The sequence below is a fragment of the Nigerium massiliense genome (assembly GCF_000826085.1).
In the GTDB taxonomy this organism is placed as follows: Bacteria; Actinomycetota; Actinomycetes; order Propionibacteriales; family Propionibacteriaceae; genus Propioniciclava; species Propioniciclava massiliense.
The window spans coordinates 750817-776524 of record NZ_CCYM01000003.1 but is presented as its reverse complement, the minus strand read 5'-3'; the positions used below and the strand labels follow the sequence as shown (position 1 = coordinate 776524).

Annotated in this window: 20 protein-coding genes, 1 tRNA gene and 2 pseudogenes; 19 read left to right on the top strand and 4 right to left on the bottom strand. The window is 69.2% G+C overall.

Features of this window, described 5'->3' with window-relative positions; genetic code table 11:
* Positions 1-36: 36 nt before the first annotated feature.
* From BN1187_RS10030 to BN1187_RS10005, 6 genes are all read left to right on the top strand, one after another.
* Positions 37-110, top strand: a tRNA-Gly gene (locus tag BN1187_RS10030).
* Positions 111-146: 36 nt separating this feature from the next.
* On the top strand, positions 147-1766 hold the full coding sequence (gene tig, locus BN1187_RS10025) for a trigger factor (RefSeq protein WP_040161331.1): 1620 nt from the start codon (positions 147-149) through the stop codon (positions 1764-1766).
* A 176-nt stretch (positions 1767-1942) separates the two neighbouring features.
* Positions 1943-2524, top strand: a complete 582-nt coding sequence (locus BN1187_RS10020; RefSeq protein WP_052462765.1) for an ATP-dependent Clp protease proteolytic subunit — start codon at positions 1943-1945, stop codon at positions 2522-2524.
* An 11-nt stretch (positions 2525-2535) separates the two neighbouring features.
* Complete coding sequence (locus tag BN1187_RS10015) at positions 2536-3186, top strand: ATP-dependent Clp protease proteolytic subunit (protein ID WP_040161326.1); 651 nt, start codon at positions 2536-2538, stop codon at positions 3184-3186.
* Between the two features lie 32 nt (positions 3187-3218).
* The gene (gene clpX / locus BN1187_RS10010) at positions 3219-4508 is read left to right on the top strand and encodes an ATP-dependent Clp protease ATP-binding subunit ClpX (RefSeq protein WP_040161323.1); all 1290 of its coding nucleotides are present in this window, start codon (positions 3219-3221) and stop codon (positions 4506-4508) included.
* Positions 4509-4781: 273 nt separating this feature from the next.
* A complete protein-coding gene (locus BN1187_RS10005) occupies positions 4782-6851 on the top strand; it encodes a cytidylate kinase family protein (RefSeq protein ID WP_218184636.1) in 2070 nt (689 codons plus the stop codon).
* Positions 6852-6932: 81 nt separating this feature from the next.
* On the opposite strand, the gene valS is transcribed toward BN1187_RS10005, so the two are convergent.
* From valS to BN1187_RS09990, 3 genes and pseudogenes are all read right to left on the bottom strand, one after another.
* Positions 6933-9551, bottom strand: coding sequence for a valine--tRNA ligase (gene valS, locus BN1187_RS10000; protein ID WP_040162925.1), 2619 nt, complete (start codon positions 9549-9551; stop codon positions 6933-6935).
* Positions 9552-9679: 128 nt separating this feature from the next.
* On the bottom strand, positions 9680-10453 hold the full coding sequence (locus tag BN1187_RS09995) for a DsbA family protein (protein WP_040161320.1): 774 nt from the start codon (positions 10451-10453) through the stop codon (positions 9680-9682).
* Between the two features lie 97 nt (positions 10454-10550).
* Positions 10551-11021 (bottom strand): annotated as a pseudogene (locus BN1187_RS09990) (MauE/DoxX family redox-associated membrane protein); the annotation flags it as partial.
* Positions 11022-11146: 125 nt separating this feature from the next.
* Between BN1187_RS09990 and BN1187_RS09985 the strand changes: the two are divergent.
* The 12 genes and pseudogenes from BN1187_RS09985 (at position 11147) to BN1187_RS09930 (ending at position 23610) form a co-directional block, all read left to right on the top strand.
* Positions 11147-12517 (top strand): bifunctional folylpolyglutamate synthase/dihydrofolate synthase, encoded by a 1371-nt coding sequence (locus tag BN1187_RS09985; RefSeq protein ID WP_040161318.1) that lies wholly within the window; start codon positions 11147-11149, stop codon positions 12515-12517.
* Positions 12517-12852 (top strand): DUF4233 domain-containing protein, encoded by a 336-nt coding sequence (locus tag BN1187_RS09980; RefSeq protein ID WP_040161314.1) that lies wholly within the window; start codon positions 12517-12519, stop codon positions 12850-12852. The genes BN1187_RS09985 and BN1187_RS09980 overlap by 1 nt, the downstream gene beginning before the upstream one ends.
* Before the next feature lie 73 nt (positions 12853-12925).
* Positions 12926-13348 (top strand): nucleoside-diphosphate kinase, encoded by a 423-nt coding sequence (gene ndk / locus BN1187_RS09975; protein WP_040161312.1) that lies wholly within the window; start codon positions 12926-12928, stop codon positions 13346-13348.
* Positions 13345-14523: a CPBP family intramembrane glutamic endopeptidase gene (locus BN1187_RS09970; RefSeq protein ID WP_040161309.1), complete on the top strand. Its 1179-nt coding sequence runs from the start codon at positions 13345-13347 to the stop codon at positions 14521-14523. Before ndk ends, BN1187_RS09970 begins: the two co-directional genes overlap by 4 nt.
* A 67-nt stretch (positions 14524-14590) precedes the next feature.
* A complete protein-coding gene (locus BN1187_RS09965; RefSeq protein WP_040161306.1) occupies positions 14591-17527 on the top strand; it encodes a Na+/H+ antiporter subunit A in 2937 nt (978 codons plus the stop codon).
* Entirely contained in the window at positions 17524-17952 is a 429-nt protein-coding gene (locus BN1187_RS09960) for a Na(+)/H(+) antiporter subunit C (RefSeq protein WP_040161303.1), read from the top strand. The genes BN1187_RS09965 and BN1187_RS09960 overlap by 4 nt, the downstream gene beginning before the upstream one ends.
* On the top strand, positions 17949-19478 hold the full coding sequence (locus tag BN1187_RS09955; RefSeq protein WP_040161301.1) for a Na+/H+ antiporter subunit D: 1530 nt from the start codon (positions 17949-17951) through the stop codon (positions 19476-19478). Before BN1187_RS09960 ends, BN1187_RS09955 begins: the two co-directional genes overlap by 4 nt.
* A complete protein-coding gene (locus BN1187_RS09950; RefSeq protein WP_052462587.1) occupies positions 19475-20071 on the top strand; it encodes a Na+/H+ antiporter subunit E in 597 nt (198 codons plus the stop codon). The genes BN1187_RS09955 and BN1187_RS09950 overlap by 4 nt, the downstream gene beginning before the upstream one ends.
* Entirely contained in the window at positions 20068-20406 is a 339-nt protein-coding gene (locus BN1187_RS09945; protein ID WP_052462586.1) for an MrpF/PhaF family protein, read from the top strand. Before BN1187_RS09950 ends, BN1187_RS09945 begins: the two co-directional genes overlap by 4 nt.
* Positions 20406-20906, top strand: a complete 501-nt coding sequence (mnhG, locus tag BN1187_RS09940; protein WP_072042044.1) for a monovalent cation/H(+) antiporter subunit G — start codon at positions 20406-20408, stop codon at positions 20904-20906. The genes BN1187_RS09945 and mnhG overlap by 1 nt, the downstream gene beginning before the upstream one ends.
* A 21-nt stretch (positions 20907-20927) precedes the next feature.
* A pseudogene (locus BN1187_RS09935) lies at positions 20928-22869 on the top strand (TIGR03960 family B12-binding radical SAM protein).
* A gap of 147 nt (positions 22870-23016) precedes the next feature.
* Complete coding sequence (locus BN1187_RS09930; protein ID WP_052462585.1) at positions 23017-23610, top strand: hypothetical protein; 594 nt, start codon at positions 23017-23019, stop codon at positions 23608-23610.
* A gap of 33 nt (positions 23611-23643) precedes the next feature.
* Here the strand turns inward: BN1187_RS09930 and BN1187_RS09925 are convergent, their stop codons facing one another.
* Positions 23644-24918, bottom strand: coding sequence for a GNAT family N-acetyltransferase (locus tag BN1187_RS09925; protein ID WP_162182379.1), 1275 nt, complete (start codon positions 24916-24918; stop codon positions 23644-23646).
* A gap of 66 nt (positions 24919-24984) precedes the next feature.
* Here BN1187_RS09925 and BN1187_RS09920 point away from each other — a divergent pair, with 66 nt between their 5' ends.
* Positions 24985-25704, top strand: coding sequence for a TIGR03936 family radical SAM-associated protein (locus tag BN1187_RS09920; protein WP_072042043.1), 720 nt, complete (start codon positions 24985-24987; stop codon positions 25702-25704).
* The last annotated feature ends 4 nt before the right edge of the window (positions 25705-25708 follow it).

Genomic DNA, 25708 nt, shown 5'->3' with positions numbered 1-25708 from the left:
AACGCCGGTGTGGGCTAACCTGGATCGGCGCCCTTCGCGGATGTAGCTCAATGGTAGAGCCCCAGTCTTCCAAACTGGCTACGCGGGTTCGATTCCCGTCATCCGCTCCACGACGTCAATCGCAAGCAACCAACAGGAGTCACTTCGTGCCCAGCACCGTCGAGCAGCTCAGCCCGTCGCGGATCAAGCTCACCATCGAGATCCCGTTCGAGGACCTGCAGCCGCACCTGAACAAGGCCTACCGCGAGATCGCCAGTCAGGTGAACATCCCCGGTTTCCGCAAGGGAAAGGTGCCGGCCCAGATCATCGACCAGCGCTTCGGCCGCGGCATGGTGCTGCAGGAGGCGATCAATGAGGCGCTGCCGTCCGCGTACGAGGCCGCGCTGGCCGAGTCCGGCGCCGTCCCGCTCGGCCAGCCCGAGGTGGACGTGACGAAGCTCGAGGACGGTGAGCTCGTCGAGTTCACCGCCGAGGTGGACGTCCGTCCCGACTTCGACCTGCCCGACTTCTCGACGCTGTCCGTCGAGGTCGAGCCGCTGCAGCCGACCGAGACCGAGGTCGACGAGCGCATCGAGATCATGCGTCAGCGCTTCGCCACGCGCGAAGACGTCGACCGTGCGGCCGCCGACGGCGACGTCGTCACCCTCGATATCACCGCGACGAAGGACGGCGAGGCCATCGAGGACGCCGAGGCGTCCGGCGTGACCTACAAGCTGGGTTCCGGCGGCATGCTGGAGGGCCTGGACGAGGCCGTCACGGGCAAGTCGGCGGGGGAGTCCGCTGACTTCAGCTCCACGCTCGTGGGCGGCCCGGCGAAGGATTCCGAGGCCGACATCCACGTCGAGATCACCAAGGTCCAGTCCGAGACGCTGCCCGAGGTGGACGACGAGTTCGCCCAGATGATCTCCGAGTTCGACACCGTCGAGGAGATGCGCTCCGACCTCGCCACCCGCGTCGACCAGATGGCTCAGGTGGAGCAGGTCAACCAGGCCCGCGACAAGGTGCTGGAGCAGCTCGTCGAGAAGGCGGACTTCGAACTCCCCGAGGGGCTCGTGGCGGCCGAGGTCGAGAACCGCACCCAGCAGATCAACAGCCAGCTCGAGCAGGCCGGTTACACCCTCGAGCGCTACCTCGACGAGACCGAGGAAGAGGCTGACACCCCCGAGGAGTTCTGGGCGGAGATCGAGAAGCGCACCCGTGAGGCGCTCAAGGCGCAGATCATCCTCGACAAGCTCGCGGACGACAACGAGATCGGCGTCGACCAGCAGGAGCTGACCGAGATGCTCTTCCGCCGGGCGGCGCAGAACCAGACGACGCCCGAGGCCGAGGCGCAGCACATGATGGAGCACAACCACGCTCCGGAGTGGATGCAGGAGATCCGCCGCAGCAAGGCTCTGCAGTCGATCGTGACCGCTGCCACCGTGACCGACACCGAGGGCAACGCCGTCGACGTGGCGATCCCGGGCGAGGAGACGAACGAGGACGACGACGAGTCGCCCGAGTCGCCCGATTCCCCTGAGTCCGCCGAGTCGCCGGACTCCCCTGAGTCCGCCGAGTCGGCCGACGACGACGCGACGAAGGACGAGGCGGAGCCCGACGCGCCGAAGAAGGCCGCCAAGTCCGCCAAGGCGGGGAAGCCGGCGAAGGCCAAGAAGCCCGCGAAGGCCGAGAAGTCGGCCCAGGCGGAGGAAGCCGCCGACGGCTCTGCCGATTCCGCCGCGGATGACGGCACCGCGGGCACCGACGACGAGGCCTCGGCCGAGTAGAGGATCCGTTCATCGAAAGCCCCCGCGACCGGCCGGTCGCGGGGGCTTTTGCCATCAGCGAACACCGCCCCGGTCTGCTCGGAAATGTCCGTCGTGCCGGGTAGGTTCGCGGTGTGAACGAAATCCAACCTACCCGCGTCCCGACGGGCGGTATCAACGCGGCCGCCGGCTCGCCCATGGCCACGAGCATGGGCGATTCCGTCTACCAGTCGCTGCTGGCGAACCGCATCATTTTCCTCGGCTCCGAGGTGAAGGATGAGAACGCCAACGCGATCTGCGCGCAGATGCTGCTGCTGAACGCGGAGGATCCCGACAAAGACATCTACCTCTACATCAACAGCCCGGGCGGTTCGGTCACGGCAGGCATGGCGATCTTCGACACCATGCAGTGGATCAGCAACGACGTCGCGACGGTGGCGATGGGTCTGGCGGCGTCCATGGGGCAGTTCCTGCTCAGCGCGGGAGCCCAGGGCAAGCGCTACGCGTTGCCGCACGCCAAGATCATGATGCACCAGCCGTCCGGCGGCCTGGGCGGCACGGCGTCCGACATCAAGATCCTCGCCGAGCAGATCATCCAGACCAAGAAAGAGATGGCCGCGCTCATCGCCGAGCACACCGGCAAGCCGCTGGAGCAGATCGAGGCCGATTCCGACCGCGACCGGTGGTTCACCGCGCAGGAGGCGCTGGAGTACGGCTTCATCGACCATGTCTACGAGCGGGCGTCCGAGATTCAGTCCCACGACGCCCCGAACCAGTGAGGAATCCCTTGATGACGACGAACAACATGCCGGGAGGCCTCGCTCCGCAGGGTCCGGGCATGGAGTACTACATCCCGCAGTGGGAGGAGCGCACCAGCTACGGCGTCCGGCGCGTCGACCCCTACACGAAGCTGTTCGAGGATCGCATCATCTTCCTCGGCACCCCGATCACCGACGACATCGCCAACGCGGTGATGGCGCAGCTGCTGTGCTTGCAGTCGATGGATCCCGACCGGCAGATCGCGATGTACATCAACAGCCCCGGTGGCTCGTTCACCGCGCTGACGGCGATCTACGACACCATGCAGTACATCAAGCCCGATGTGCAGACCATCTGCCTGGGCCAGGCGGCCTCGGCGGCCGCCGTGCTGCTGGCCGCGGGCTCGAAGGGAAAGCGCCTGGCGCTCCCGAACAGCCGCATCCTGATCCACCAGCCGGCCACCGAGGGCGGCTACGGGCAGAGCTCCGACCTGGAGATCCAGGCGCGGGAGATCCTCCGTATCCGCTCCCTGATGGAGAACATGCTGGCCCACGACACCAACCAGAGTGTCGAGCAGATCAGCAAGGACATCGAGCGTGACAAGTACCTGACGGCCGAGGAGGCCAAGGAGTACGGCATCATCGACGACGTGCTGACCTCCCTCAAGGACGTCGCGAACTAGCCGTTCGCCACCATCGAGACAAGGACGACGACATGGCGCGCATCGGGGAGACCTCCGACCTCCTCAAGTGCTCTTTCTGCGGGAAGAGCCAAAAGCAGGTCAAGAAGCTGATCGCGGGGCCCGGGGTGTACATCTGTGACGAGTGCATCGACCTGTGCAACGAGATCATCGAGGAGGAGTTCTCCGAGGGCCATGACGTCGGCCTTCTCGAGGAGCTGCCGAAGCCGCGGGAGATCTGCGAGTTCCTCGACAGCTACGTCATCGGGCAGGCGACCGCCAAGAAGGCGCTCGCCGTGGCCGTCTACAACCACTACAAGCGGGTCCAGGCCCAGGCCGCGTCGCCGTCGCGCCGCAGCGCTGACGACGAGCTGGTCGAACTCGGGAAGTCGAACATCCTGCTGATCGGGCCGACCGGCTGCGGGAAGACCTACCTGGCCCAGACGCTCGCGCGCATGCTGAACGTGCCGTTCGCGATGGCGGACGCCACGGCGCTCACCGAGGCGGGCTACGTCGGCGAGGACGTCGAAAACATCCTGCTCAAACTGATCCAGGCTGCCGATTACGACGTGAAAAAGGCCGAAACCGGCATCATTTACATCGACGAGATCGACAAGGTCGCCCGCAAGTCGGAGAATCCGTCGATCACCCGCGACGTCTCGGGCGAGGGCGTCCAGCAGGCGCTGCTGAAGATCTTGGAGGGGACGACGGCGTCCGTGCCACCGCAGGGTGGCCGCAAGCACCCGCACCAGGAGTTCATCCAGATCGACACGACGAACATCTTGTTCATCGTGGGCGGCGCCTTCGCGGGGCTCGACGACATCATCAATGCGCGCATCGGCAAGCGCCCGCTGGGCTTCAACAACGACCTGGCCGTGCGGCAGCGCGGCACCACCAATCCGTTCGCCGAAGTGCGCCCCGAAGACCTGCACAAGTTCGGCCTGATCCCCGAGTTCATCGGCCGCCTGCCGATGATTTCGGCGGTCAACCCACTGGACGCTGAGGCGCTCGTCCGCATCCTGGTGGAGCCGAAGAACGCGCTGATCAAGCAGTTCCGCAAGCTGTTCGAGCTGGACGGCGTCGATCTCGAGTTCACCGACGACGCGATCGAGGCGATCGCCGAGCTGGCGCTGGAGCGGGGCATCGGGGCCCGCGGCCTGCGCTCGATCCTCGAGGAGATCCTGCTCAACGTCATGTTCCACGTGCCGAGCGCCGATGACGTCGCGCAGGTGCGCATCGACGCCGCCGTCGTCCGCGACGGGGAGGAGCCGGAACTTCTGCCGCGCGCCCAGCTCACCCGCAGCAAGCGCAGCAAATCGGCCTGACGGTCCTCATCCCCGGGTCTCCTCCCCCCGGGCGACCCTGGATTCAGCCGTGCCCCGCGACCCCACCCGGGTCGCGGGGCGCCATCATTTCTCGCCGCTCGTCAAGGGGTCTTCGGCAACCGCGCCAACAAAAAAGAAATTGTCATTCTTCCGCTGACGGCCGGGGAACTCGCGGCCAAGGTGCAGAGGGTCAGAACCTAAAGGGCCCTATGACCGGGGCGCACGCGATGCAGCGTGGCGGGCTGCATCGCGGCCAGAGAAAGGGACATTTCAATGACGAATGAAGCCATGGCGAAGCCGGCTGGGGGTGACGAGGCCACGCAGAAGCTGAGCAACGGCCGCGTTCTCTCCTATGCCTTCGGCGACGTCGCCAACAACCTGTCATTCCAGATGACGTCGATGTTCCTCATGATCTATATGACGGACATCGCCGGCATCGGCGCGGGTGTCGCGGGCGGCATCTACGGTGTGACCAAGGTCTGGGCCGGTGTGACCGACCTCCTCGCCGGCAGCACCGTCGACCGCTTCGACACCAAGTGGGGACGCCTGCGTCCCTGGATCCTGTTCGGCAGCTTCCCGCTGGCCATCGTCCTGGTCCTGCTGTTCAGCGTCCCGGCCGGCCTGTCGCCCACCATGACCATCGTGTGGGTGCTGCTCTTCGACGCGGCGTTCCAGCTGTGCTACTCGTTCGTGAACATCCCCTACGGCTCGCTGTCGGCTGCGATGACGCGGGACACCGTGGACCGTTCCCGTCTCTCCGGTGCCCGCGCCATCGGCGGCGCGATCACCGGCGTCGCCCTGTCCGCCGTGCTGGCCCCGAAGTTCAACAACACCGAGGCCGGCGGCATCCGGATGCAGTTCACGATCACCACGATCGTTCTGGCCGTCCTGGCCATCTGCATGTACTACCTGTGCTTCCGCGGCACGCGCGAGGTCGTCCCGCGTGCCCCGGGTCAGGTCAAGTTGTCGGACACGCTGAAGATGGTCGGCAAGAACCGCCCGCTGCTCACCCTGTGTCTCGGCGCCCTGTTCCTTCTGTCGGCCATGTTCGTGATGAACGCGGTCGGCATGTACTACGCCCGCTACGTGCTCGGCAACGCCGGCCTGTTCACGTTCCTGATGCTCGCCCAGACCGTCGGCACCGTCCTCTCGGCCTCCCTGGTGCCGATGATCACCGTCCGCCTGGGCAAGCGCATCGGGTACATGGCCATGGGCTGCCTGGCCATCGTCGGCTACCTGATCATGGGCCTCGTCCCGAGCGGCCCGAGCGCGCTGTTCATGACGATCGTCGGCTTCTTCGTGTTCGGCGCGGGCTCCGGCGGCACCAACGCGCTGATGTTCTCCATGCAGGCCGACACCGTCGACTACGGCGAGTGGAAGACCGGCACCCGCTCCGAGGGTGGCAGCTACTCCATCCTCTCCTTCGTGCGTAAGTGCGGCCGGGGCATCGGTGGCGCCCTCGGCGGCGCGGTCGTGACGGCCTTCGGCTACCAGGCCGGCGTTGCTCAGCAGTCCCCGGAGGTGCTGCAGGGCATCCGCGTGGCGATCGGCTTCGTGCCGGCCGCGCTCGGTGCCGTCGCCGTTCTGGTCATCTTCTTCTACCCGCTGAGCAACGATCAGCACCGCGACATCATCGCCGACCTCCGGGCCCGTCGCACCGCGGGCGCGACCGAGGGTTCGGACGTCCCCGCGGGCGCCGCTGCGGCCGAGGGTGGCGTGGACACTTCTCTGCACCCCGTCGTGACGATCAACGCCGAGTACGGCACCAACGCCGACCGCGTCGCCCAGCTCGTCGGCGAGCAGCTGCATGTTCCGGTGACCGGCCAGGAGTTCAGCTCGGAGGAACTGGAGACCGCGGACGTGGGCGGTAAGCATGCCGCGGCGTCCGAGCCCGGCGGCTTCGATCGTTTCCTGCTGTCGTTCCGCAACACCGGCATGAACGACACCGACTATGCGACCGGGGCCGACGCCGAGGCCGACCATCGGTTGGTGCAGGACAACATCGCCAACATCCAGTCGATGGTCCGCAGCGACGGCGGCGTCATCATCGGACACGACGCCACCGCGGTGCTGGCGAAGGCTCCGGGAGTCGTCCACGTCCGGCTGCACGCGCCCGTCGAGTACCGGGTGCGCAACGCGATGGAGACGCTCGGACTCAGCGAGGATGTCGCCTCAGCGCGGCGGGCTCGTGAGGATCGGATGCGCAACCAGATGTCCACCCGGATGATGCGCTACGACCCGACCGACCCGGCGTACTACGACCTGGTCCTCAACGCGGCTCAGATGTCGCCGGGGGCCATGGCCGACCTGATCGTGGCCGCCTACCACGGCAAGAACGGCTAGTCGCCAGGCCAACGCAGGACGCGAGGCCCCGCCCGGAGATCCCGGGCGGGGCCTCGTGCGTGAGCGCGGTGCGTTGCGGCGTCAGTTCGCGGGGGCGAGTTCCAGCTCGACGCGCACCGTGTCGTCGCCGTCGGTCCACGCGACGTCGCCGGTGAGGCGTCCGACCGCCCGAAGGTCGTCCTCGAGCGAGCGGAGGCGGGCGATCTGGTCGGCCGGGCCGGTGATGGTGGCATGGGTGGCCTCGGTCTTCATCGAGACCTTCGCCTGCGACTTCGCGCCGCGGATGCCGATCAGCACGGCGGCGAGATCGTCGAGGAGGGCGGCGTCGCCGCCCTCGGGCAGCTCATCGACCGTGGGCCATGCGGCGTGGTGCACGGTGCCCGACTGCCACCACGACCAGACCTCCTCCGTGACGAACGGGAGGAACGGCGCGAACAGCCGCAGCTGCACGTGCAGCGCGATCGCCAGCGCCTGACGCGCGGACGCCGCGGCCTCCTCGCCGGCCGAACCGTAAGCGCGCTCCTTGACGAGCTCGAGGTAGTCGTCGCAGAACGACCAGAAGAACCGCTCGGTCGCCTCGAGGGCGCTGGTGTAGTCGTACGCCTCGAAGGCGTCCGTCGCCGCGCGGACCACGTCGCGAAGCCCGGCCAGCACGGCCTGGTCAGCGGGATGCGTCACGGCCGCCGCGTCCAGGACGATCGGGTGCGCCTCGACGGCGTCCTGGCCGGGCCGGGCGGCCGTGGCCAGGTTCAGCACGAACTTGGACGCGTTGAGCACCTTGGTGGCGAGGCGCCGGCCGACCTTCATCTGGGTCTCGTCGAAAGGGGAGTCCATGCCGGGTCGGGCCATGGCCGCCCGCCAGCGCACCGCGTCCGCGCCGAAGCGGTCGAGGATGTCGGTCGGGACGACGACGTTGCCCTTCGACTTGCTCATCTTCTTGCGGTCGGGGTCGACCACGAAGCCGGAGATCGTCGCCCGCGCCCACGGCAGGGAGTCGTTCTCGAGGTGCGCGCGCACCACCCGGCTGAACAACCAGGTGCGGATGATGTCGTGGGCCTGCGGGGCGAGGTCCATGGGGAACGTCAGGTTCCACAGTTCCTCGTCGCGCTCCCAGCCACAGGCGATGTGCGGGGTCATCGACGACGTCGCCCACGTGTCCATGACGTCGGGGTCGCCGATGAAGCCGCCGGGCACGCCGCGCTGGGACTCGTCGAAGCCGGGCGGGCACTGCGACGCCGGGTCGACCGGAAGGGACGCCTCGTCCGCGGTGATCGGGTCGGTGTACACGGGCTCGCCGTCGGCGTCCAGGCGGTACCACAGCGGGAACGGGACGCCGAAGAAGCGCTGCCGGCTGATCAGCCAGTCGCCGTTGAGGCCGTTCACCCAGTTCGAGTAGCGATGCCGCATGTGCTCGGGCACCCAGGCGAGCTCCTCGCCGCGCTTCAGCAGTTCCGCGCGCAGCTGCTCGTCGCGTCCGCCGTTGGAGATGTACCACTGGCGGGTCGAGACGATCTCGAGCGGCTTGTCGCCCTTCTCGTAGAAGTTCGCCTTGCGCTGGGTGGGCGTGGGTTCGCCGTCAAGGTCGCCCGCGTCGCGCAGCAGCTCGACCATGATCTCCCGAGCGCTGAACGTGGTCTTGCCGGCGAGCTGCTCGAAGGGCTCCTTCTCGACGATCCACTCGGGGGTCTCGCGGGTGATGCGGCCGTCCCGAGCGATGATGGTGCGGGTCGGCAGCCGCAACTCGCGCCACCAGGTGACGTCGGTCAGGTCGCCGAACGTGCAGCACATCGCGATGCCGGCGCCCTTGTCGGGCTCGGCAGCCGGGTGCGCGAGGACGGGCACCTCGACGCCGAACACCGGGGTGGTCACGGTGGTCCCGAAGAGGTGCTGGTAGCGCTCATCGTCGGGGTGGGCGATCAGGGCGCAGCACGCCGCGAGCAGCTCCGGCCGCGTCGTCTCGATCTGCACGGGGCCGTCCGCGCCGTGGAAGTTCAGCTTGTGGTAGAAGCCGGGGTAGTCGCGCGCCTCCAGTTCCGCCTGGGCCACGGCGGTCTGGAACGTCACGTCCCACATCGTCGGCGCCTCGGACAGGTAGGCCTCGCCGCGGGCCAGATTGCGCAGGAAGCCGCGCTGGGCGACGGTCTGCGACTCGGCCGAGATCGTGGAATAGAGGGTGCTCCAGTCGACGGACAGGCCGATGCGGCGCCACAGGTCCTCGAAGACCTTCTCGTCCACCTCGGTGAGCTCCAGGCAGAGCTCGATGAAGTTGCGGCGGCTGATCGGGACCTGGCGCTTGGGGTCCGGCTTGGCGGGCGGGGTGAAGTCGGGGTCGTACGGGATGGACGGGTCGCACCGCACCCCGTAATAGTTCTGGACGCGGCGCTCGGTGGGCAGGCCGTTGTCGTCCCAGCCCATCGGGTAGAAGACGTGCTTGCCGTTCATGCGCTGGTAGCGCGCGACGAGGTCGGTGTGCGTGTAGCTGAACACGTGGCCCACGTGCAGCGAGCCCGAGACCGTGGGCGGCGGGGTGTCGATCGAGAACACCTGCTCGCGCGCCTCCGGACGCACGAAGGCATACGTCTTCTCGTCGCGCCAGCGCTCCAGCCAGCGCTGTTCGAGGCCCTCGAGCACGGGCCGGTCCGGTACCACCGGGATGATCGGGGCGGACGCAGACACGGAGTTCGAGGCCGGGGCAGTCATGGTCACCGATTTTAGTCGTCCGACCGGCGGGACGTCATATCGTCCGGGCGTCCGTGCCCTGGGGGCCGGAAACGAAGCGGTCGCCGGGCGACGAACGCGCCGCCCGGCGACCGGAGTCGATCCGCCCGTCAGCCCTGGAGGACCATCTGCCGGAACTGCTCCGGGGTGGTCGATTGCGGATTGAGCTGGCTGAGGACCTTGTCGCCGACCTTGATGGTGGGCGTCGCGGTGACCTGGGCGTCGTAGGCCATGCGGTTCACGCCGTCCAGGAAGTCCTGGGGCGCCTTGGTGTCGTAGCAGGCCTGGAAGTCGGACAGCCGCTGCCCGGTGATGCCGAGCTGCGTCGGGATGGTCTGGCGCAGCAGGTCGTCGGTGTAGCCGACGCTGCCCGGGACCTCTTCGGCGGACTGGTTGGAGAAGACCGTCGAGTTGAAGCGCGGGTACACGCCCTGGGAGTCGGAGCACGTCGCGGCGATGGCGGCGCGGGTGGACGCGGTGTTGCGCAGGTTGCCGTCCATGAACGTCATCGTGTGGTTGATGACTTGCACCTCGCCGGCCTGGCCCATCTCGTCCAGCGTCGGGCCGAGGCGGGTCTCGAAGACGTGGCAGATCGGGCACTGGTAGTCGAGGTAGACGTGCACGACGGGCGCGTTCGCCTTCGCCTTGCCCGGGTACATGATGATGCCGTCCCGGTTGGCCGTGGCGTTCGGCGCGACCGCCGCGGCCGCGTTCTGGTTCCGCGTGTTCATGGACGAGATGGCCATCCACGCGAACACCACGATCAGCACGAGCGCGATGACGGCCGCGGAGATCCCGATCAGGCGCCGGTTGCGGCGCTGGCGGTCCTGCGCCTCCTGCAGCGCGCGCAACTGCTCACGCTTGTTGGCCGCGTTACTGGGCATGGGTAGCACTCCTTTGGAGATCAGCGTCGACGGGCGCCTCGTCGGCGCCCCGATCAGTGGTGAAGTCGTCGAGGGTGTAGCGGTGGAACAGCGCCGCGTCGAGAGAGAACGGCGTACGCGGCCGGACAGCCAGCCACAGTCCGCACAGGGCGAGGCCAACGTCGCGGGCGATGTCGAGCGGGTACTGGGCGATGGCCCGCTCCCGTTCGACGGGCCCGCCGCCGCCGAAGCACCCGCAGTCGATGCTCAGGCCCATCGCCCACGCGCGGGCGATCCCGATGATGAACGCCACCATCAGCAGGGCGCCGGCCAGTCCGGCCCAGCGGGTCAGAAGTCCCGTGACGAGTAGGAGGCCGAGGGCGACCTCCCCGAACGGGAGGAGATAGCCCACCGGCGTTGTGAGGTCGTAGGGGAGGATCTGGAACCCGCGCACGGCGTTGACGGACTCGCCGAGGTTGCCGAGCTTGAGCCCCCCGGAGACGAGAAGGACGATGCCGAGGATCAGGCGGGCTGCCAGCCCCGCCCAGTCCTGCCAGGACCTGTGAACGCGTGTCGTCACTGTTGCCACGCCCGCGAGTATACGGTGGCGCCCCCGCGCGTCCCGGGGAGCCGTGCGCCGCGGGTTGCCGGGCGGGGCTCTCGTCGCGGCGTCCGCACCGGTCGGAGCCGTCCAGGTCGGTAGGCTTCCGCATCATGAGTGACTCCGCACACGACCGCATCGTCGCCGAGCTCCAGGCTCGCTGGCCCGAACATCGCGTCGGTCCGAGCACGGCCCGCGTCGAGGCGCTGTGCGATCTGATGGGCGACCCCCAACGGGCGTATCCGGTGATCCAGGTGGCCGGGACGAACGGCAAGGGCACCACCGCGATCATGATCGAGAAGATCCTGCTGGCGATGGGGCTGCGTGTCGGCCGCTACTGCAGCCCGCACCTCATGGACCTGACCGAACGCATCTGCATCGACGGCGAGCCGATCGCGAAGGAGCGCTTCGACGCGCTGCTGGGGGAGGTGCAGCCACTGATTGCCATGGTGGACGCCCAGGAGATCGACGGCATCCCTATGACGTTCTTCGAGGTGATGACCGGGCTTGCGTACTGGGCGTTCGCCGAGGCGCCGGTCGACGTCGCGGTCGTCGAGGTCGGCCTGGGCGGACGCTGGGACGCCACCAACGTGGCGGACGCGTCCGTGGCTGTGATCTGCCCGATCGATCTGGACCACACCCACATCCTGGGCTCCACGCGCGCCGAGATCGCGACAGAGAAGGCCGGGATCATCAAGGAGGGGTCGGTCGCGGTCGTCGCTGCCCAAGCGCCCGAGGTCGCCGAGGTCATCGTGGAGCGCTGCGCGGAGGTCGGCGCGCGCATCGTGGCCGAGGGGGAGGGCTTCGCCCTGCTCGACCGGCAGCCCGGCGTCGGCGGCCAGATCGTCCGGCTGGAGGGCGCGGGCGGACCCGTCGGCGACTTGATCCTGCCGGTCTTCGGCGCGCACATGGCGCACAACGCCGCGCTCGCGCTCGGCGCGGTGGAGGCGTTCCTCGGCGGTAAGCCGGTGCCCGCCGACGCGCTGGCCGAGGGCCTGGAGGCCGTCACGGCGCCGGCGCGACTGGAGGTCGTCCGGCAGGGCCCGACGATCGTGCTCGACTCGTGCCACAACCCGCACGGGGCGCGGGCCACGATGGACGCGTTGGCCGAGTCGTTCACCTTCACGCCGCTCATCGGGGTGGTGGCGATGATGGCTGACAAGGACGTCGAGGGAGTCCTGGAGATCTTCGCCGAGCAGATGCAGACGATCGTGTGCACCCAGGTGGCCTCGACGGACCGCGGGATGCCCGTCGACGAACTGGCCGACATCGCGGCCGGGATCGTGGGCGAGGACCGCGTCGTCAGCGCTCCCTCCATCGCGGACGCCATCGAGCGTGCCGTCGCCCTCGCGGACGCCGACGGGGCAGGGGCAGGCATCCTGATCGCGGGGTCGGTGGTGGCGGCCGGCGAGGCGCGGGGGCTCCTCGTGCACGAGCACGGCGGGGAGGCCGGCGCTGACGACCTCGCCGAGGAGGACCGCTGATGCTGCGCGCCGGCAACCCGATGACCCGGGTGCTCATGACGATCCTGATCTTCGAGGCCGTCGTGTTCCTGCTCGCCATCGCCGGCATGGTGCAGGTGGCGGACCAGGGGCCGGGCATGGCTGTCGGCCTGGGCGTCGGCTCGGCGGTGCTGGCGCTCGCCGCGGCCTTCACGTTGCGGCGCCCTGTCGGATTCGTTCTGGGCTGGCTCGCGCAGGCCGTCGCGGTCGGGCTCGGTTTCGCGACGCCCTGGATGTTCGCGATGGGGTCGATCTTCGCCCTGCTGTGGCTGGTGACGTTCGTGCTGGGACGTCGGCTGGAGCCCGAGGACGCCTAGCCTCCGGGCGGAGCGTCCTCGCCCGCCAGGGGCGACGGCGAAAGTTGTCCGATCGCCCGGATAGTCTGCCCTCATGACCGACGTCCAGCAGACCCTCGTCCTCATCAAGCCCGACGCCGTGAGCCGCGGCCTCGTGGGCGCCGTCCTGAGCCGGTACGAGACGAAGGGGCTCGCCATCGAGCAGCTCCAGCTGCGGCGCATCGACGCCGCTTTCGCCGACCGGCACTACGCCGAGCACGTCGATCAGCCGTGGTACCCGGGGCTGCGCGACTTCATCACCTCGGGTCCGTTGGTCGCGGTGGTGCTGTCGGGGGAGCGGGCTATCGAGGCCGTGCGCGTCCTGAACGGCGCGACGGACGGCGTCAAGGCGTCTCCGGGGTCGATCCGCGGCGATTTCGCGTCCTCGAACCAGCGCAACATCGTCCACGCGTCCGACACCGTCGAATCCGCCGAGCGTGAGATCGGCCTCTGGTTCCCCGAAGGAGTCTCCGAATGAGCGAGCGTCCCGACCACCTGCGCGCCGGCGCGGACGAGCCACGCTGGGACGGTGCGGCACCGCAGGAGCCCGGACGTCTTCCCGCGCCCGGCCGCGGAGGGTCGCTGGCGGGGGAGCAGCGCGGCGGGCCGGTCCCGCCCGGCGTCCCGCTTCCCCCGGGCGTGCTGCCCGGCGGTCCGGTTCCGCCGGTGGGCCAGCCCGGGTGGCTCTCGGGCGTCCCGCAACCGGGGCGGCCGTTCGTGCGCGATCCGGGGCTTCCGATCCGGGAGGCGGCCTATCACCAGTTCTTCCGGACCCCGAAGTGGCGCTGGTGGAAGCCCATCGTCGCCGCGCTGGCTGTGGGATTGGCGTGGTTCCTCGTGCAGATCGTGATCCAGGTCCCGGCGGTCTTCGCCGACGTGGCGCGCGACCGGGCGCTGGCCGAAGCGCTCGGCCGCGGCGAGATGCGCATCGGCCCCTGGATGTTCCTGGCCAACAATGTCGGGATCGCCTCGGCCATCCCGATCACGATGCTGCTCGGATGGGGCATCTTGGGCCAGCGCCCGCGCTGGCTGAGCTCGATCCAGGGCGGCTTCCGCTGGCGCTGGCTGGGGCGTGCGCTGCTGATCATCCTGCCCCTCTGGATCATCGCGGTGGGCATCGAGTACGCGGTCCAGCCGCCCCAGGATCTGGAGCTGAAGTGGTACACGGGTCTGATGATCGCGGGCATCGTGCTGACGACGCCGCTCCAAGCCGCAGGCGAGGAGTACCTCATCCGTGGCTTCCTTGCCCGGGCGATCGGGTCGTACTTCCGCAACGAGGTGGTGGGTTGGACGATCGCGGCGATCGTCGGCGCCGCGGTCTTCATGAGCCTGCACATGGCCGCCGACCCCTGGCTGAACCTGTACTACTTCTGCTTCGGGCTGGCCGCATCCTGGATGACCTGGCGTACCGGAGGACTCGAGGCGGCCGTCGCCATGCACGTGGTCAACAACGTCCTGTCCGAAGCGACGATGCCGTTCTCAGACTTCAGCACGATGATGGATCGCTCGGTCGGTACGGGTGACCCGAGCATCTTGATCAACGTCGCCCTGATGGCCGTCGTCGCCGCGACCATGGGGTGGTGGGCCAAGCGCAATGGGCTGCCCCGCCGCACCGCTCCGGGTCTTTCGGACACCCCCGCCCTGCCGAGGTGACTCCTGTAAACTGACGCCGTTTCCTCCCCACCGCGCCCGCCTCCTCAGCCAAGGAAGCCCTTCCCTCATGCTCCTGACGCTCATCGGCCTTCACCTCGCCCTCGCGGTGGTGTCCCCGCTGGTGAGCCGGGTCCTGGGGCGCAACGCGTTCTTCGTGATGGCGCTGCTCCCCGCAGCATCGTTCGTGTGGGCGGTGGTTCAGGCTCCCGCGATCCTGGGCGGCGGGGCCTATCGGGAGAGCCTCCCGTGGATCCCGCAACTCGGCGTCTCTCTCACGATGCGCGTGGGGCTCGTTCAGTGGGTGCTGACCCTCATCGTCACGGGGATCGGCGCGCTCATCCTGATCTACTGCCGCTGGTACTTCGAGAAGGGGTCGACGCGCTGCCTGGGCCTGCTGACCGCCTTCGCCGGCGCGATGCTGGGGCTCGTCACCACCGACGACCTCATCGTGCTGTACGTCTTCTGGGAACTCACGACGGTCTTCTCGTACCTGCTCATCGGGTACGACTCGTCGCGCCGGGCCAACAGAAGCGCCGCGCTGACGGCGCTCATCGTGACCACGACCGGCGGGCTCGCGATGCTGGTCGGCATCGTCTCGCTCGGGTTCCAGGCCGGCACGTTCAGCATCGAGGGCGTCCTGGCCTCGCCGCCCGTGGGCACGGCCGCGACGGTGGCGGCGCTCCTCATGCTCGTCGGCGCCATCAGCAAGTCGGCGCTGGCACCGTTCCATTTCTGGCTCCCGGGCGCGATGGCGGCGCCGACCCCGGTGTCGGCCTACCTGCACGCGGCGGCGATGGTGAAGGCCGGCATCTACCTCGTGGCCGTGCTCGCGCCGACGTTCTCGACGGTGCCGCTGTGGCGTCCCGCTGTGACGATCCTGGGCGCGACGACCATGATCCTCGGCGGTTGGCGGTCGCTGCGTCAGACCGACCTGAAGCTGCTGTTGGCCTACGGCACCGTCAGCCAGCTCGGCTTCATCACCCTCCTGACGGGACTCGGCACCCAGGCCGCCGCGCTGGCCGGCCTCGCGATGACCATCACCCACGCGCTGTTCAAGTCGTCGCTGTTCCTCACCGTGGGCGTCATCGACCACTCCACCGGCACGCGCGACCTGCGTCAGCTGTCGGGGCTCGGACGTCAGCTTCCGGGGCTGGCGACGACCGCGGCGCTGGCGGCGGCGTCCATGGCGGGCGTCCCGCCGCTGCTGGGGTTCATCTCCAAGGAGGCGGCGCTCGAGTCCGTGGTCTACCTCGCCACGACGGGCGATGGCACGGGCATCCTGCCCGCGCCCGCCGTGCTCGTCGTGCTGGCCCTCGTGCTGGGCTCCGCGTTCACCATGGCCTACTCTCTGCGGTTCTGGTGGGGTGCCTTCGCCGTCAAGCCGGGCTCGCCGGCCAGCGAGCTGCACCACGCGCCGGCGCCCGGTTTCATGAGCGCGCCGATGGTGCTGGGCGCGCTGTGCCTCGTCGGGGGATTCCTCGGCCCGCAGCTCACCGCCGTCCTCAAGCCGTACGCGGACGCCGTCCCGACAGGAGAGCCCGGGCACGGGCTCGCGCTCTGGCACGGCATCACGGCGCCGCTGCTGCTGTCGGTGGTCGCTCTCACCGCTGGCCTGGTCATGTTCTGGAAGCGGTCGTCGATCGGGCGCATCCAGGCGACGTTCCCCAAGGTCAAGGGCGCCGACGAGTTCTACAAGAGCACCATGCGCTCGATCGACTGGCTGGCGGTCGAGATCACCGCGCGGGTTCAGCGGGGCTCTCTGGCGTCCTACCTCAGCACCGCGCTGTCGGTGCTCGTCATCGCTGTCGGCGGCACGCTGCTCCTGACGACGCAGTGGCCCCAGGTGCGGCTGTACGACACCATCGCGCAGCCGCTCGTCGGCATCGTGATGATCGCCGCCGCGATAGCGCTGATCTCGTCGCGTGGACGTGTCCGAGCCGTCCTCACCCTCGGCATCACGGGCTACGGCACCGCGCTGCTGTTCTTCCTGCACGGCGCCCCCGACCTTGCCCTCACCCAGGTGCTCGTCGAATCCGTGACCCTGCTGGTGTTCCTGCTGGTGCTGCGCTCGCTGCCGAAGTACTTCACGAACCGTCCGCTCCAGTCGTCGCGGTGGTGGCGCATGCTGCTCGCCGTCGCGGTGGGCGCCACCATCACGGGCGTCACCCTGGTGAGCGCCGGCGCGCGCACGGCGACCCCGATCTCGGCCGGCCTCGAGACGGCCGCCTACGAGTTCGGTTACGGCACCAACATCGTCAACGTCATCCTCGTGGACACCCGAGCGTGGGACACCCTGGGCGAGATCTCGGTGCTGATCATCGCCGCCACCGGCGTGGCCAGCCTCATCTTCCTGCGGACCCGGCGGCACCGGGTCCGCCGCGAGGCTGCCGTCTCGGCGGGGGCGTCGCCGACGAACCAGCCGGGCACCTGGCTGCGCGGCAGTCAGTGGCTGAACGCCGCGTCGCGTTCGCTCATCTTCGAGGTGGTGACCCGCCTGCTGTTCGGCGTCATGATGGTCATCTCCGTCTACGTCCTCATCGCGGGGCACAACCTGCCCGGCGGCGGGTTCGCGGGCGGCCTGATCGCGGGGCTCGCGCTCTTCATCCGCTACCTGGCGGCCGGCACCAAGGAGCTCGACGATGCGGCCCCCGTGGACGCCGGTCTCGTCCTCGGCATCGGCTTCGCAGTCGCCGGACTGAGCGCGCTGCTCCCGGCCGCGTTCGGCGGGCGCATCTTCCAGAGCTTCGACATCACGCTGCACGTGCCCTGGCTCGAGGCCGTGGCCACACCGTGGGGCCCGGTCAACCTGCTCGGGGACATCCACCTGGTGAGCTCCACCATCTTCGACGTCGGCGTGTACCTGGTCGTCGTCGGCGTCCTGCTCGACCTCGTGCGCAGCCTCGGCTCCGGCATCGACACCCACGAGGCCGAGCACATCGCGCCGCTGCCGCGCCCCGAGTCGACGCGCGCCATCGCGGCCTCGGCCCGAAGGAGGCGGCGATGATCCCGAACCTGACCCTGGCGATCGTCGCGGGCGTCCTCATCGCCTGCGGCGTCTACCTCATCACGGAGCGGTCCCTGAGCCGCATCCTGGTGGGCGTGGCCGTCATGAGCAACGGGATCAACCTGCTGTTCCTCGTGGCGGCCGGCCCGGCCGGGATGCCGGCGATCATCGGGATGTTCCCGGCCGACCAGATGAGCGACCCGTTGCCACAGGCGATGGTGCTGACCGCCATCGTCATCACCATGGCGGTGTCGGCGTTCGTCATCACGATGGCCTACCGCAGCTTCCAACTCAACGGACACGATGAGGTGTCCGACGACGTCGAGGACGCCCGCATTCGCGCGCTCGCCGAGCGTGACGACGTCTCGGCCAGCTTCGAGGAGATCCGCTTCAGTGACACCGGCGACGACGTGGTGAGCGAATGAACAACCTCCTGCCGCTGCCGATCCTGCTCCCCATGCTGGGGGCCGCCCTCAACCTGATCCTGTCCCACCGGCCGCGCGCCCAGCGCGTCGTGTCGATCGTGTCCCTGCTCGGCGTCGTCATCGTCGCCGGCACGCTCATGTGGCAGTCGTACCACCGGGGCGTCCAGACGCTGTGGGTCGGTGCCTGGCCGCGGGGCATGGGCATCGCGCTCGTCGCGGACGGCGTCTCGTCGCTGATGCTGACGGTGGCCGCCCTCGTCACGCTCGGCGTGTTGATCTACTCCACGGGGCAGGACGCCGAGGAGGTCCGGCGGGCCACGCCCGTCTCGATTTTCCACCCGACGTTCCTCCTGCTCTGCGCGGGGGTGTCGAACGCCTTCCTGGCCGGCGATCTGTTCAACCTTTTCGTCGGATTCGAGATCTTGCTGTTCGCCTCCTACGTGCTGCTGACGATGGGCGGGACGGGCTCCCGCATCCGCGCGGGGTCGATCTACGTGGTCGTCAACCTGCTCTCGTCGAACCTGTTCCTCGTCGGCATCGCGAACATCTACGCGGCGACGGGCACCGTGAACCTGGCCCAGCTTTCGCAGCGGCTGCCGCTGCTGCCCGACAACGTCCAGGCCGGCCTGCAGTTCCTGTTGCTGATCGTCTTCTCCCTCAAGGCGGCGGTCTTCCCGCTCCAGGCGTGGTTGCCCGACTCGTACCCGACGGCGCCGGCTCCGGTGACGGCCGTGTTCGCCGGCCTGCTGACGAAGGTCGGCGTCTACGCGATCATGCGAACCCAGACGGTGCTGTTCCCGGGCCGCCCGCTGACCGACCTGCTGCTGTGGGTCGCGCTGGCCACGATGATCGTGGGCATCCTCGGCGCCATCGCCCAGTCCGAGATCAAGCGACTCCTGTCGTTCACGCTCGTCAGCCACATCGGCTACATGATCTTCGGCGTCGCGTTGGCGACGATCAGCGGCATGGCGGCGGCGATCTTCTACACGGTGCACCACATCACGATCCAGGCGACGCTCTTCCTCGTCGCCGGGCTGATCAGGCGCGTGGGCGGCAGTACCTCGCTGGAGCGCATCCAGGGGCTGGCGAAGGTCAGCCCGCTGCTCGGCGCGCTGTTCCTCGTGCCGGCCATGAACCTCGCCGGCATCCCACCCTTCTCCGGCTTCATCGGCAAGCTCGGCCTGCTCACGGCCGGCGCCGAGACCGGGACGCCGCTGGCGTGGGCCGTCGTCGCCGGCTCCGTCGTCACCAGCCTGCTGACGCTGTACGCCGTCGCGAAGGTCTGGAACCGCGGCTTTTGGGGCGAGCCCCAGATCGTCGAGGTGGAGGACGACGACGAGCCTGACGAGCACGAGGGCAAGCTGCTGCCTCCGGTCATGGTCGGCGCCGCGATCGGGCTCATCTGTCTCAGCCTTGCCTTCACTGTGTTCGCCGGCCCCCTGTACGCCTATTGCACGCTCGCGGCCGAGCACATGTTCGGCCCCCAATACGTCCAAGCCGTCCTGAACGGGGTGCCGACGCCATGACCGCACGCCGAGCGACGCGCTCGCAGAACAAGCGCAAACTCAGGTTCCGCCGACAGCCCCGCAACGTCCTGGTGCTGACCGCCGTGTTCCTGGTCCTCGTCGGGCAGATCAACCTCTTCTCGGTGCTGGGCGGCCTCGCCCTCGCCGTCCTCGTGACACGGCTGTTCCCGCTTCCGCCCGTGCACTACCGGGGCACCTTCCGGATCGGCTGGTTCATCTACGGCGGGCTGCGCCTGATCTACGACCTCGCGGTCTCGTCCTTCCGGCTGGCCGCCTGGTCGTTCCGGCGGCAACAGCCGCGCGCGGCCGTGATCAAGGTCGACCTGAAGACCGACTCCGACCTCTACCAGGTCGCCACGGCCGAGCTGACCTCGGTCGTCCCGGGCAGCATCGTCGTCGACGCCCGCCGTTCGACGCGGACGCTGTACGTCCACGTGTTCGACGCGACGGCCCCCAACGCCCGAGAGAACGCCTATCGCGAGGCGCTGGACACCGAGCGCCGGGTCGCGCGTGCCTTCGCGTCCGACAAGGAGATCGAGCGCGCTTACGGGCCCGACGGTCTCGGCCTGAGCAGAAAGGGGGAGCGGCGATGATCGCCCTCGTCACCCAGGTGCTGATCGGGGTCGCGATGGCCATGTTGCTGGCGGCGGCCGTGCTCGCGCTCTACCGGCTCGGCATCGGACCCACGAACCTCGACCGGGTGGTGGCCACCGACGTCGTGGTGGCGGTGCTCATCGCCGCCATCGCGGGACACTCGGTGGTCACGGCGACCACGACAGGTCTGCCGATCCTGCTGGTGCTGTCGCTGGTGGCGTTCACGGGTTCCGTCGGCGTCGCGCGCCTGACGAGCAGCACCCGCGAGCGCGATCGCCGCTTCCAGGAGATCGAGAGCCACGCCCACGACGACCAGAACGCGGAGGGGGTGTGATGGACGAGATCCTCGGTCTCATCGAGGCGCTCCTGCTCGCCTTCGGCGCGTTCTTCTGCTTCGCCGCCGCGCTCGGGCTCGTCCGGTTCCCCGACGTGATGGCGCGGCTGCACGCCGCCACGAAGCCGCAAGTGTTCGGGCTCGTCCTGATCCTGGGAGCCCAGGCGCTCGCGCTGCGCACCTGGCACACGACGTTCGTCTGCCTGCTGATCATCGCCCTGCAGATCCTGACCAACCCGGTCGCCGGCAACACGGTCGCCCGCACGGCGTACCGCACCAACCAGTGGGACTCCGAGCACGCGGTCTCCGACTCGCTGGCCCGCGACCTGTCTGGCGCCGGCTTCGTCAACGTCGCCGAGAACGTGCCGCTGCGGGACGCCGACCACCCCGACGGCGGGGAGCAGTTCGGCGAGCAGGAGCCCGAGGGCGGGTCCAGGAGGGCGCGCCGCGAGGGTCGGGGTGGCGCAGCACGTGACCGCGGCGACCGTGACGCGCGCTGAGCCGGTTACCCTGGTGGCGCTATGACTGATGTGACGACCTCGCCCGAGTCCCTCTTCGCCCGGCTCGAGCCGCTGCTCGCCCGGGTGAGCAAGCCGATCCAGTACGTCGGTGGAGAGGTGAACTCCGTCGCGAAGAGCTGGGATTCCGCCGACGTGCGCTGGTGCCTCATGTACCCGGACGCGTACGAGGTCGGCCAGCCGAATCAGGGCATCGCGATCCTCTACGAGATCCTCAACGAGCGCGATTGGATCCTCGCCGAGCGCACCTACTCGGTGTGGCCCGACCTGGCCGCGCTCCTGCGCGAGCACGGGCTTCCGCAGTTCACGCTCGATAACCATCGCCCGGTCGGCGCCTTCGACGTGCTGGGGATCAGCTTCTCCACCGAGCTCGGCTACACGAACATGCTTGCTGCGCTCGACCTGGCGCAGATCCCGCTCCACGCCGCGGACCGCAGGGAGGACGACCCGATCGTCGTCGCCGGCGGGCACGCCGCGTTCAACCCCGAGCCGATCGCCGACTTCATCGACGCCGCGATCCTGGGTGACGGCGAGGAGGCGTCCCTGCAGGTGTCCGAGATGATCCGCGACTGGAAGGCGGAGGGACGGCCCGAGGGCCGGGACGGGTTGCTGCTGCGGCTGGCGACCTCGGGCGTCGCCTACGTGCCGCGCTTCTACGACGTCACGTATCTGCCTGACGGGCGCATCCAGAAGGTGACGCCGAACCGTCCGGGCGTCCCGTTCAGCGTCGCCAAGCACACGCTCATGGACCTCGACGAGTGGCCCTACCCGAAGGCGCCGCTCGTGCCGTTGGCCGAGACCGTGCACGAGCGCTACTCGGTGGAGATCTTCCGCGGCTGCACCCGGGGCTGCCGGTTCTGCCAGGCGGGCATGATCACCCGTCCGGTGCGCGAGCGGAGCATCGAGACGATCGGGGCGATGGTCGACGGCGGCCTGCGCTCGACGGGCCTGGAGGAGGTCGGGCTGCTGTCGCTGTCGAGCGCCGACCACTCCGAGATCGGGGACGTCACCAAGGAACTGGCCGATCGCTACGAGGGCAGCAACGTGTCGCTGTCGCTGCCCAGCACCCGCGTGGACGCCTTCAACATCGACCTCGCCAACGAACTGTCCCGCAACGGTCGCCGCTCGGGCCTGACGTTCGCGCCCGAGGGGGGCAGCGAGCGCATGCGGAAGGTGATCAACAAGATGGTCACCGAGGACGACCTCATCCAGACGGTGGCCACCGCCTTCGGCAACGGCTGGCGCAACGTGAAGCTGTACTTCATGTGCGGTCTGCCGACCGAGACGGACGAGGACGTCCTCGCGATCGCCGACATGGCGGCCCGGGTCATCGAGACCGGGCGCCAGGCGGCGGGGTCGAAAGACATCCGCTGCACCGTCTCGATCGGCGGGGTTGCCGAAGCCGCACACCCCGTTCCAGTGGGCCGGGCAGGCGTCCGCCGAGACCATCGACCACCGGCTGCAGCTGCTGCGCGAGAAGATCCGCGCCGACCGCCGCTACGGCAAGGCCATCGGCATGCGCTACCACGACGGCAAGCCCGGTGTCATCGAGGGGCTGCTGAGCCGTGGGGACCGCCGCGTCGGCCGGGTCATCGAGGCCGTCTACCGCGACGGCGGCATGTTCGACGGCTGGAGCGAGCACTTCAGCTACGACCGCTGGGTCGCCTGCTGCGCGTCCGCCTTGGCCGGCACCGGCGTCGACCTCGACTGGTACACGACCCGGGAGCGCGACTACACCGAGGTGCTGCCGTGGGATCACCTGGACTCCGGGCTCGACCGCGACTGGCTGTGGGAGGACTGGCAGGACGCGCTCGACGAGTCGCCCGTCGAGGATTGCCGCTGGACGCCGTGCTACGACTGCGGCGTGTGCCCGCAGATGGACACCGAGATCCAGATCGGCCCGACGGGGCGCCACCTGCTGCCGCTGACGCCGGTGAGCCGCTGACGCCGACGACGGCGCATTTCGCGAACTCTTTGGGGATTCGCGCGAATTCTTCGCGCGTTTGACGGCCGGCGCCCCACGGCGGGCACATACTACGTGGTGTAGGACTGAAGCATTGCCTGCGCTTCAGCAGACAAGGAGGTCTGACATATGTCCAGTTCGATGCGTTCGGCTGAGTCCCGCGACGTGGCCCGCGACGGGATCGTCTACCAGGAGGACGTCATCGCGTCGCCCCTGGTGCGCAAGCTCTTGGCGGTCGCCAGGATCATCATCGGCTTCTTCTTCCTCTGGCCGTTCCTCGACAAGCTGTTCGGCCTCGGCTACGGCACCCCGGTCGGCAAGGGATGGCTGGCCGGCACCGCACCGGCGCAGGGCTTCATCGACCGCATCGAGAATCCGCTGGGCGCCATCCTCAAGCCCATCTTCTCCAACCCGTTCGGGGACGTGCTGTTCATGTTCGCCCTGTTCGGCATCGGCGTCGCGATGATCATGGGCGCGGGGCTGCGCATCGCGGGCATCGGCGGCACGATCCTGGTCGCCCTGATGTGGCTCTCCGAGCTGCCCTTCGTCCAGACGCACATGGCGAACGGCCAGCTGGTGAGGGGCGCGACCAACCCGATCCTCGACGACCACTGGCTCGAGGCGCTCATCCTGTTGCTGTGCGCGGCGGGGTTGGCCGGCGACACGTGGGGCGTCGGGAAGCTGTGGGCCCGCATCACCCACGGGAACAAGTTCCTGCGCTGAGCCCGGGTCCTGATCGATCGGGCGGCCGCGGCCTCAGAAGCCGGAGACGCAGTAGGGCAGGTCGCGGGTGGCGAAGAGCGCGGAAAGCGCGGCCACCCCGTCGGCCGGGCCGGTGAGGCGTCCGGCGGACGCGAGGACGCGGCCGTCCACGGATCCCGCGTACAGCGGGCCGAGGGCGTTGAAGTCGATGTGGACGTCCGCCTCGGACGTCTCCTCGACGCTGACCTCGCCGCCGGCGACCCGGACGTGCCAGGCGCCGTTGGCGAGCCCCAGCGGATCCTCCGTGGCGAACGTCGCGTCGCCGTCGCGGTCGAACCCCCGGGCGCGCAGGGCGCCGGGGACGTCCAGGAGGCGGAGCCAGGTGAAGTCGGACGTCCGTTCGGTCGTGAGCAACCGGGGGTCCCCGAGTGCCCAGGGCAGCGGGCTGTCCGGGCGGAGGTTGCCGTAGCGAACCTTGTGCACGAGGTCGATGCTGCCGACGAAGTTCCACAGCTCGAGCTCGGCGGCCGGACTCGTGCCCAGCAACTCCAGGACCTCCAGTGCCTCGTTCGCGCCGCTGAGGTTCTCGTTCGGCAGGCGGTACGACACGTGCCCGGTGGGCGTGCCGTCGCCGGCGAACGCGACCGCGACGCGCACGGAGGGGTCGGGTTCCTCCTCGTCGTAGTTCCACACGCCGACGAGCTTCTCGGGGTAGGTCTCCAGGCGCCCATGGGACCCCCGGGTGGACGCGTGCACCGCGTCGAACACCTGCCGGATCAGCGGCGGCGCGGCGTCGTTGGCGACGACCTCGATCTGGTCGTGGCTGCGGGCGTCCTCGACGAGAGAGAACCTGCTGTCGGTGACGAGCTCGACGCGGGTGCGCCGGGACGCGATGCCGTAGCCGAATCGCCCGTAGATGGCGCCCTCGCTGGCCGTGAGGCTGGCCATCAGCGACCCGCGCTCGCGCGCCTCGCTCATGTCGGCGTGCATGAGCCGCCGCAGCAGGCCGCGCCGCCGGTGCGACGTTCGGACGGTGACGTCGGTGACGAGGTTGGCGGGCGCCAGGTGGCCGCCGCCGGTGTTGATCGTGGTGTCGAAGCTGGCGAACGTCGCCACCGGCGTGCCGTCGGGCAGCCCGGTGGGGCGCGGCCGGGGGTGCGCCGAACGGTGCCGGACGTGGTTGCCCGTCTGGGCGCGCCACCAGTGCTCAAGCGATGCCTCCGACATGGCCGGCTGGCCGAACCCGAGGGTGGTCGCCTGCCCCCAGGCGCGGGAGGGATCGCTCAACTCGCCGTCGGCGACATTGGTGCGGATGTCGTAATCAGTCACGACGACTACCATACGGGCGCCCCCGGCCACCGGTGGGACGCGCCTCGACCGGTAGCATGGGCCGACGTGGCAGAGACCAAGCGTCGGCAACCCGAACAACAGGCGCCGCCCGTGCAGAAGCTGTGGGTGCGTTACGCCAAGCGCGGCCGGGCTCGCTTCACCAGCCACCGCGACTTCTCCCGTGCGTTCGAGCGGGCGCTGCGCCGGGCAGGCGTGCCGATGGCCTACAGCTCCGGTTTCAACCCGCACCCGCGCATCAGCTATGCCAACGCGTCCCCGACCGGCGCCGCGACCGAGGCGGAGTACCTCGAGATCGGGCTCGCGCAGCCCCGCGACCCGGACGCCGTACGCGACGCCCTCGACTCCGCGCTGCCGCAGGGGCTGGACGTGCTCCAGGTCGTGGTCGCCACGGCCGGGTCGCTGGCCGACGGGCTGGACGTCTCCGAGTGGCGCATGAGCATCGGCGGCCCGGACGCGGGCGTCACGGAGTCCGCCGTCCGCGCGCTGCTCGACCGGGACGCGCTCGAGGTCGAGCGGATGACGAAGTCGGGCCTGCGTACTTTCGACGCGCGGGCCGCGATCATCGCGCTGTGGGTCGTCGACGAGCACACCCTCGGCCTCGTCAGCCGGCACGGCGTCCCGCTCGTCCGCCCGGACGACGTGCTGCAGGCGCTGGGGCGCGTCGAGCCGCGCTTCGAACTCTCCCAACCCGCGCTGTTGACCCGCCTCGATCAAGGCCGCTGGAACGGCGATCGCATCGTCGGACCGTTCGACGAGCAGGCCTGATCAA

Coding starts and splice junctions, on each gene's coding strand:
- BN1187_RS10005 (WP_218184636.1), top strand. CDS start 4,782: ATGACGAATGAAGCCATGGCGAAGCCGGCTGGGGGTGACGAGGCCACG.
- BN1187_RS09995 (WP_040161320.1), bottom strand. CDS start 10,453: ATGCCCAGTAACGCGGCCAACAAGCGTGAGCAGTTGCGCGCGCTGCAG.
- BN1187_RS09970 (WP_040161309.1), top strand. CDS start 13,345: ATGAGCGAGCGTCCCGACCACCTGCGCGCCGGCGCGGACGAGCCACGC.
- valS (WP_040162925.1), bottom strand. CDS start 9,551: ATGACTGCCCCGGCCTCGAACTCCGTGTCTGCGTCCGCCCCGATCATC.
- BN1187_RS09945 (WP_052462586.1), top strand. CDS start 20,068: ATGATCGCCCTCGTCACCCAGGTGCTGATCGGGGTCGCGATGGCCATG.
- BN1187_RS09980 (WP_040161314.1), top strand. CDS start 12,517: ATGCTGCGCGCCGGCAACCCGATGACCCGGGTGCTCATGACGATCCTG.
- BN1187_RS09930 (WP_052462585.1), top strand. CDS start 23,017: ATGTCCAGTTCGATGCGTTCGGCTGAGTCCCGCGACGTGGCCCGCGAC.
- BN1187_RS09950 (WP_052462587.1), top strand. CDS start 19,475: ATGACCGCACGCCGAGCGACGCGCTCGCAGAACAAGCGCAAACTCAGG.
- mnhG (WP_072042044.1), top strand. CDS start 20,406: ATGGACGAGATCCTCGGTCTCATCGAGGCGCTCCTGCTCGCCTTCGGC.
- BN1187_RS09955 (WP_040161301.1), top strand. CDS start 17,949: ATGAACAACCTCCTGCCGCTGCCGATCCTGCTCCCCATGCTGGGGGCC.
- ndk (WP_040161312.1), top strand. CDS start 12,926: ATGACCGACGTCCAGCAGACCCTCGTCCTCATCAAGCCCGACGCCGTG.
- BN1187_RS10015 (WP_040161326.1), top strand. CDS start 2,536: ATGACGACGAACAACATGCCGGGAGGCCTCGCTCCGCAGGGTCCGGGC.
- clpX (WP_040161323.1), top strand. CDS start 3,219: ATGGCGCGCATCGGGGAGACCTCCGACCTCCTCAAGTGCTCTTTCTGC.
- BN1187_RS10020 (WP_052462765.1), top strand. CDS start 1,943: ATGGCCACGAGCATGGGCGATTCCGTCTACCAGTCGCTGCTGGCGAAC.
- BN1187_RS09960 (WP_040161303.1), top strand. CDS start 17,524: ATGATCCCGAACCTGACCCTGGCGATCGTCGCGGGCGTCCTCATCGCC.
- BN1187_RS09965 (WP_040161306.1), top strand. CDS start 14,591: ATGCTCCTGACGCTCATCGGCCTTCACCTCGCCCTCGCGGTGGTGTCC.
- BN1187_RS09985 (WP_040161318.1), top strand. CDS start 11,147: ATGAGTGACTCCGCACACGACCGCATCGTCGCCGAGCTCCAGGCTCGC.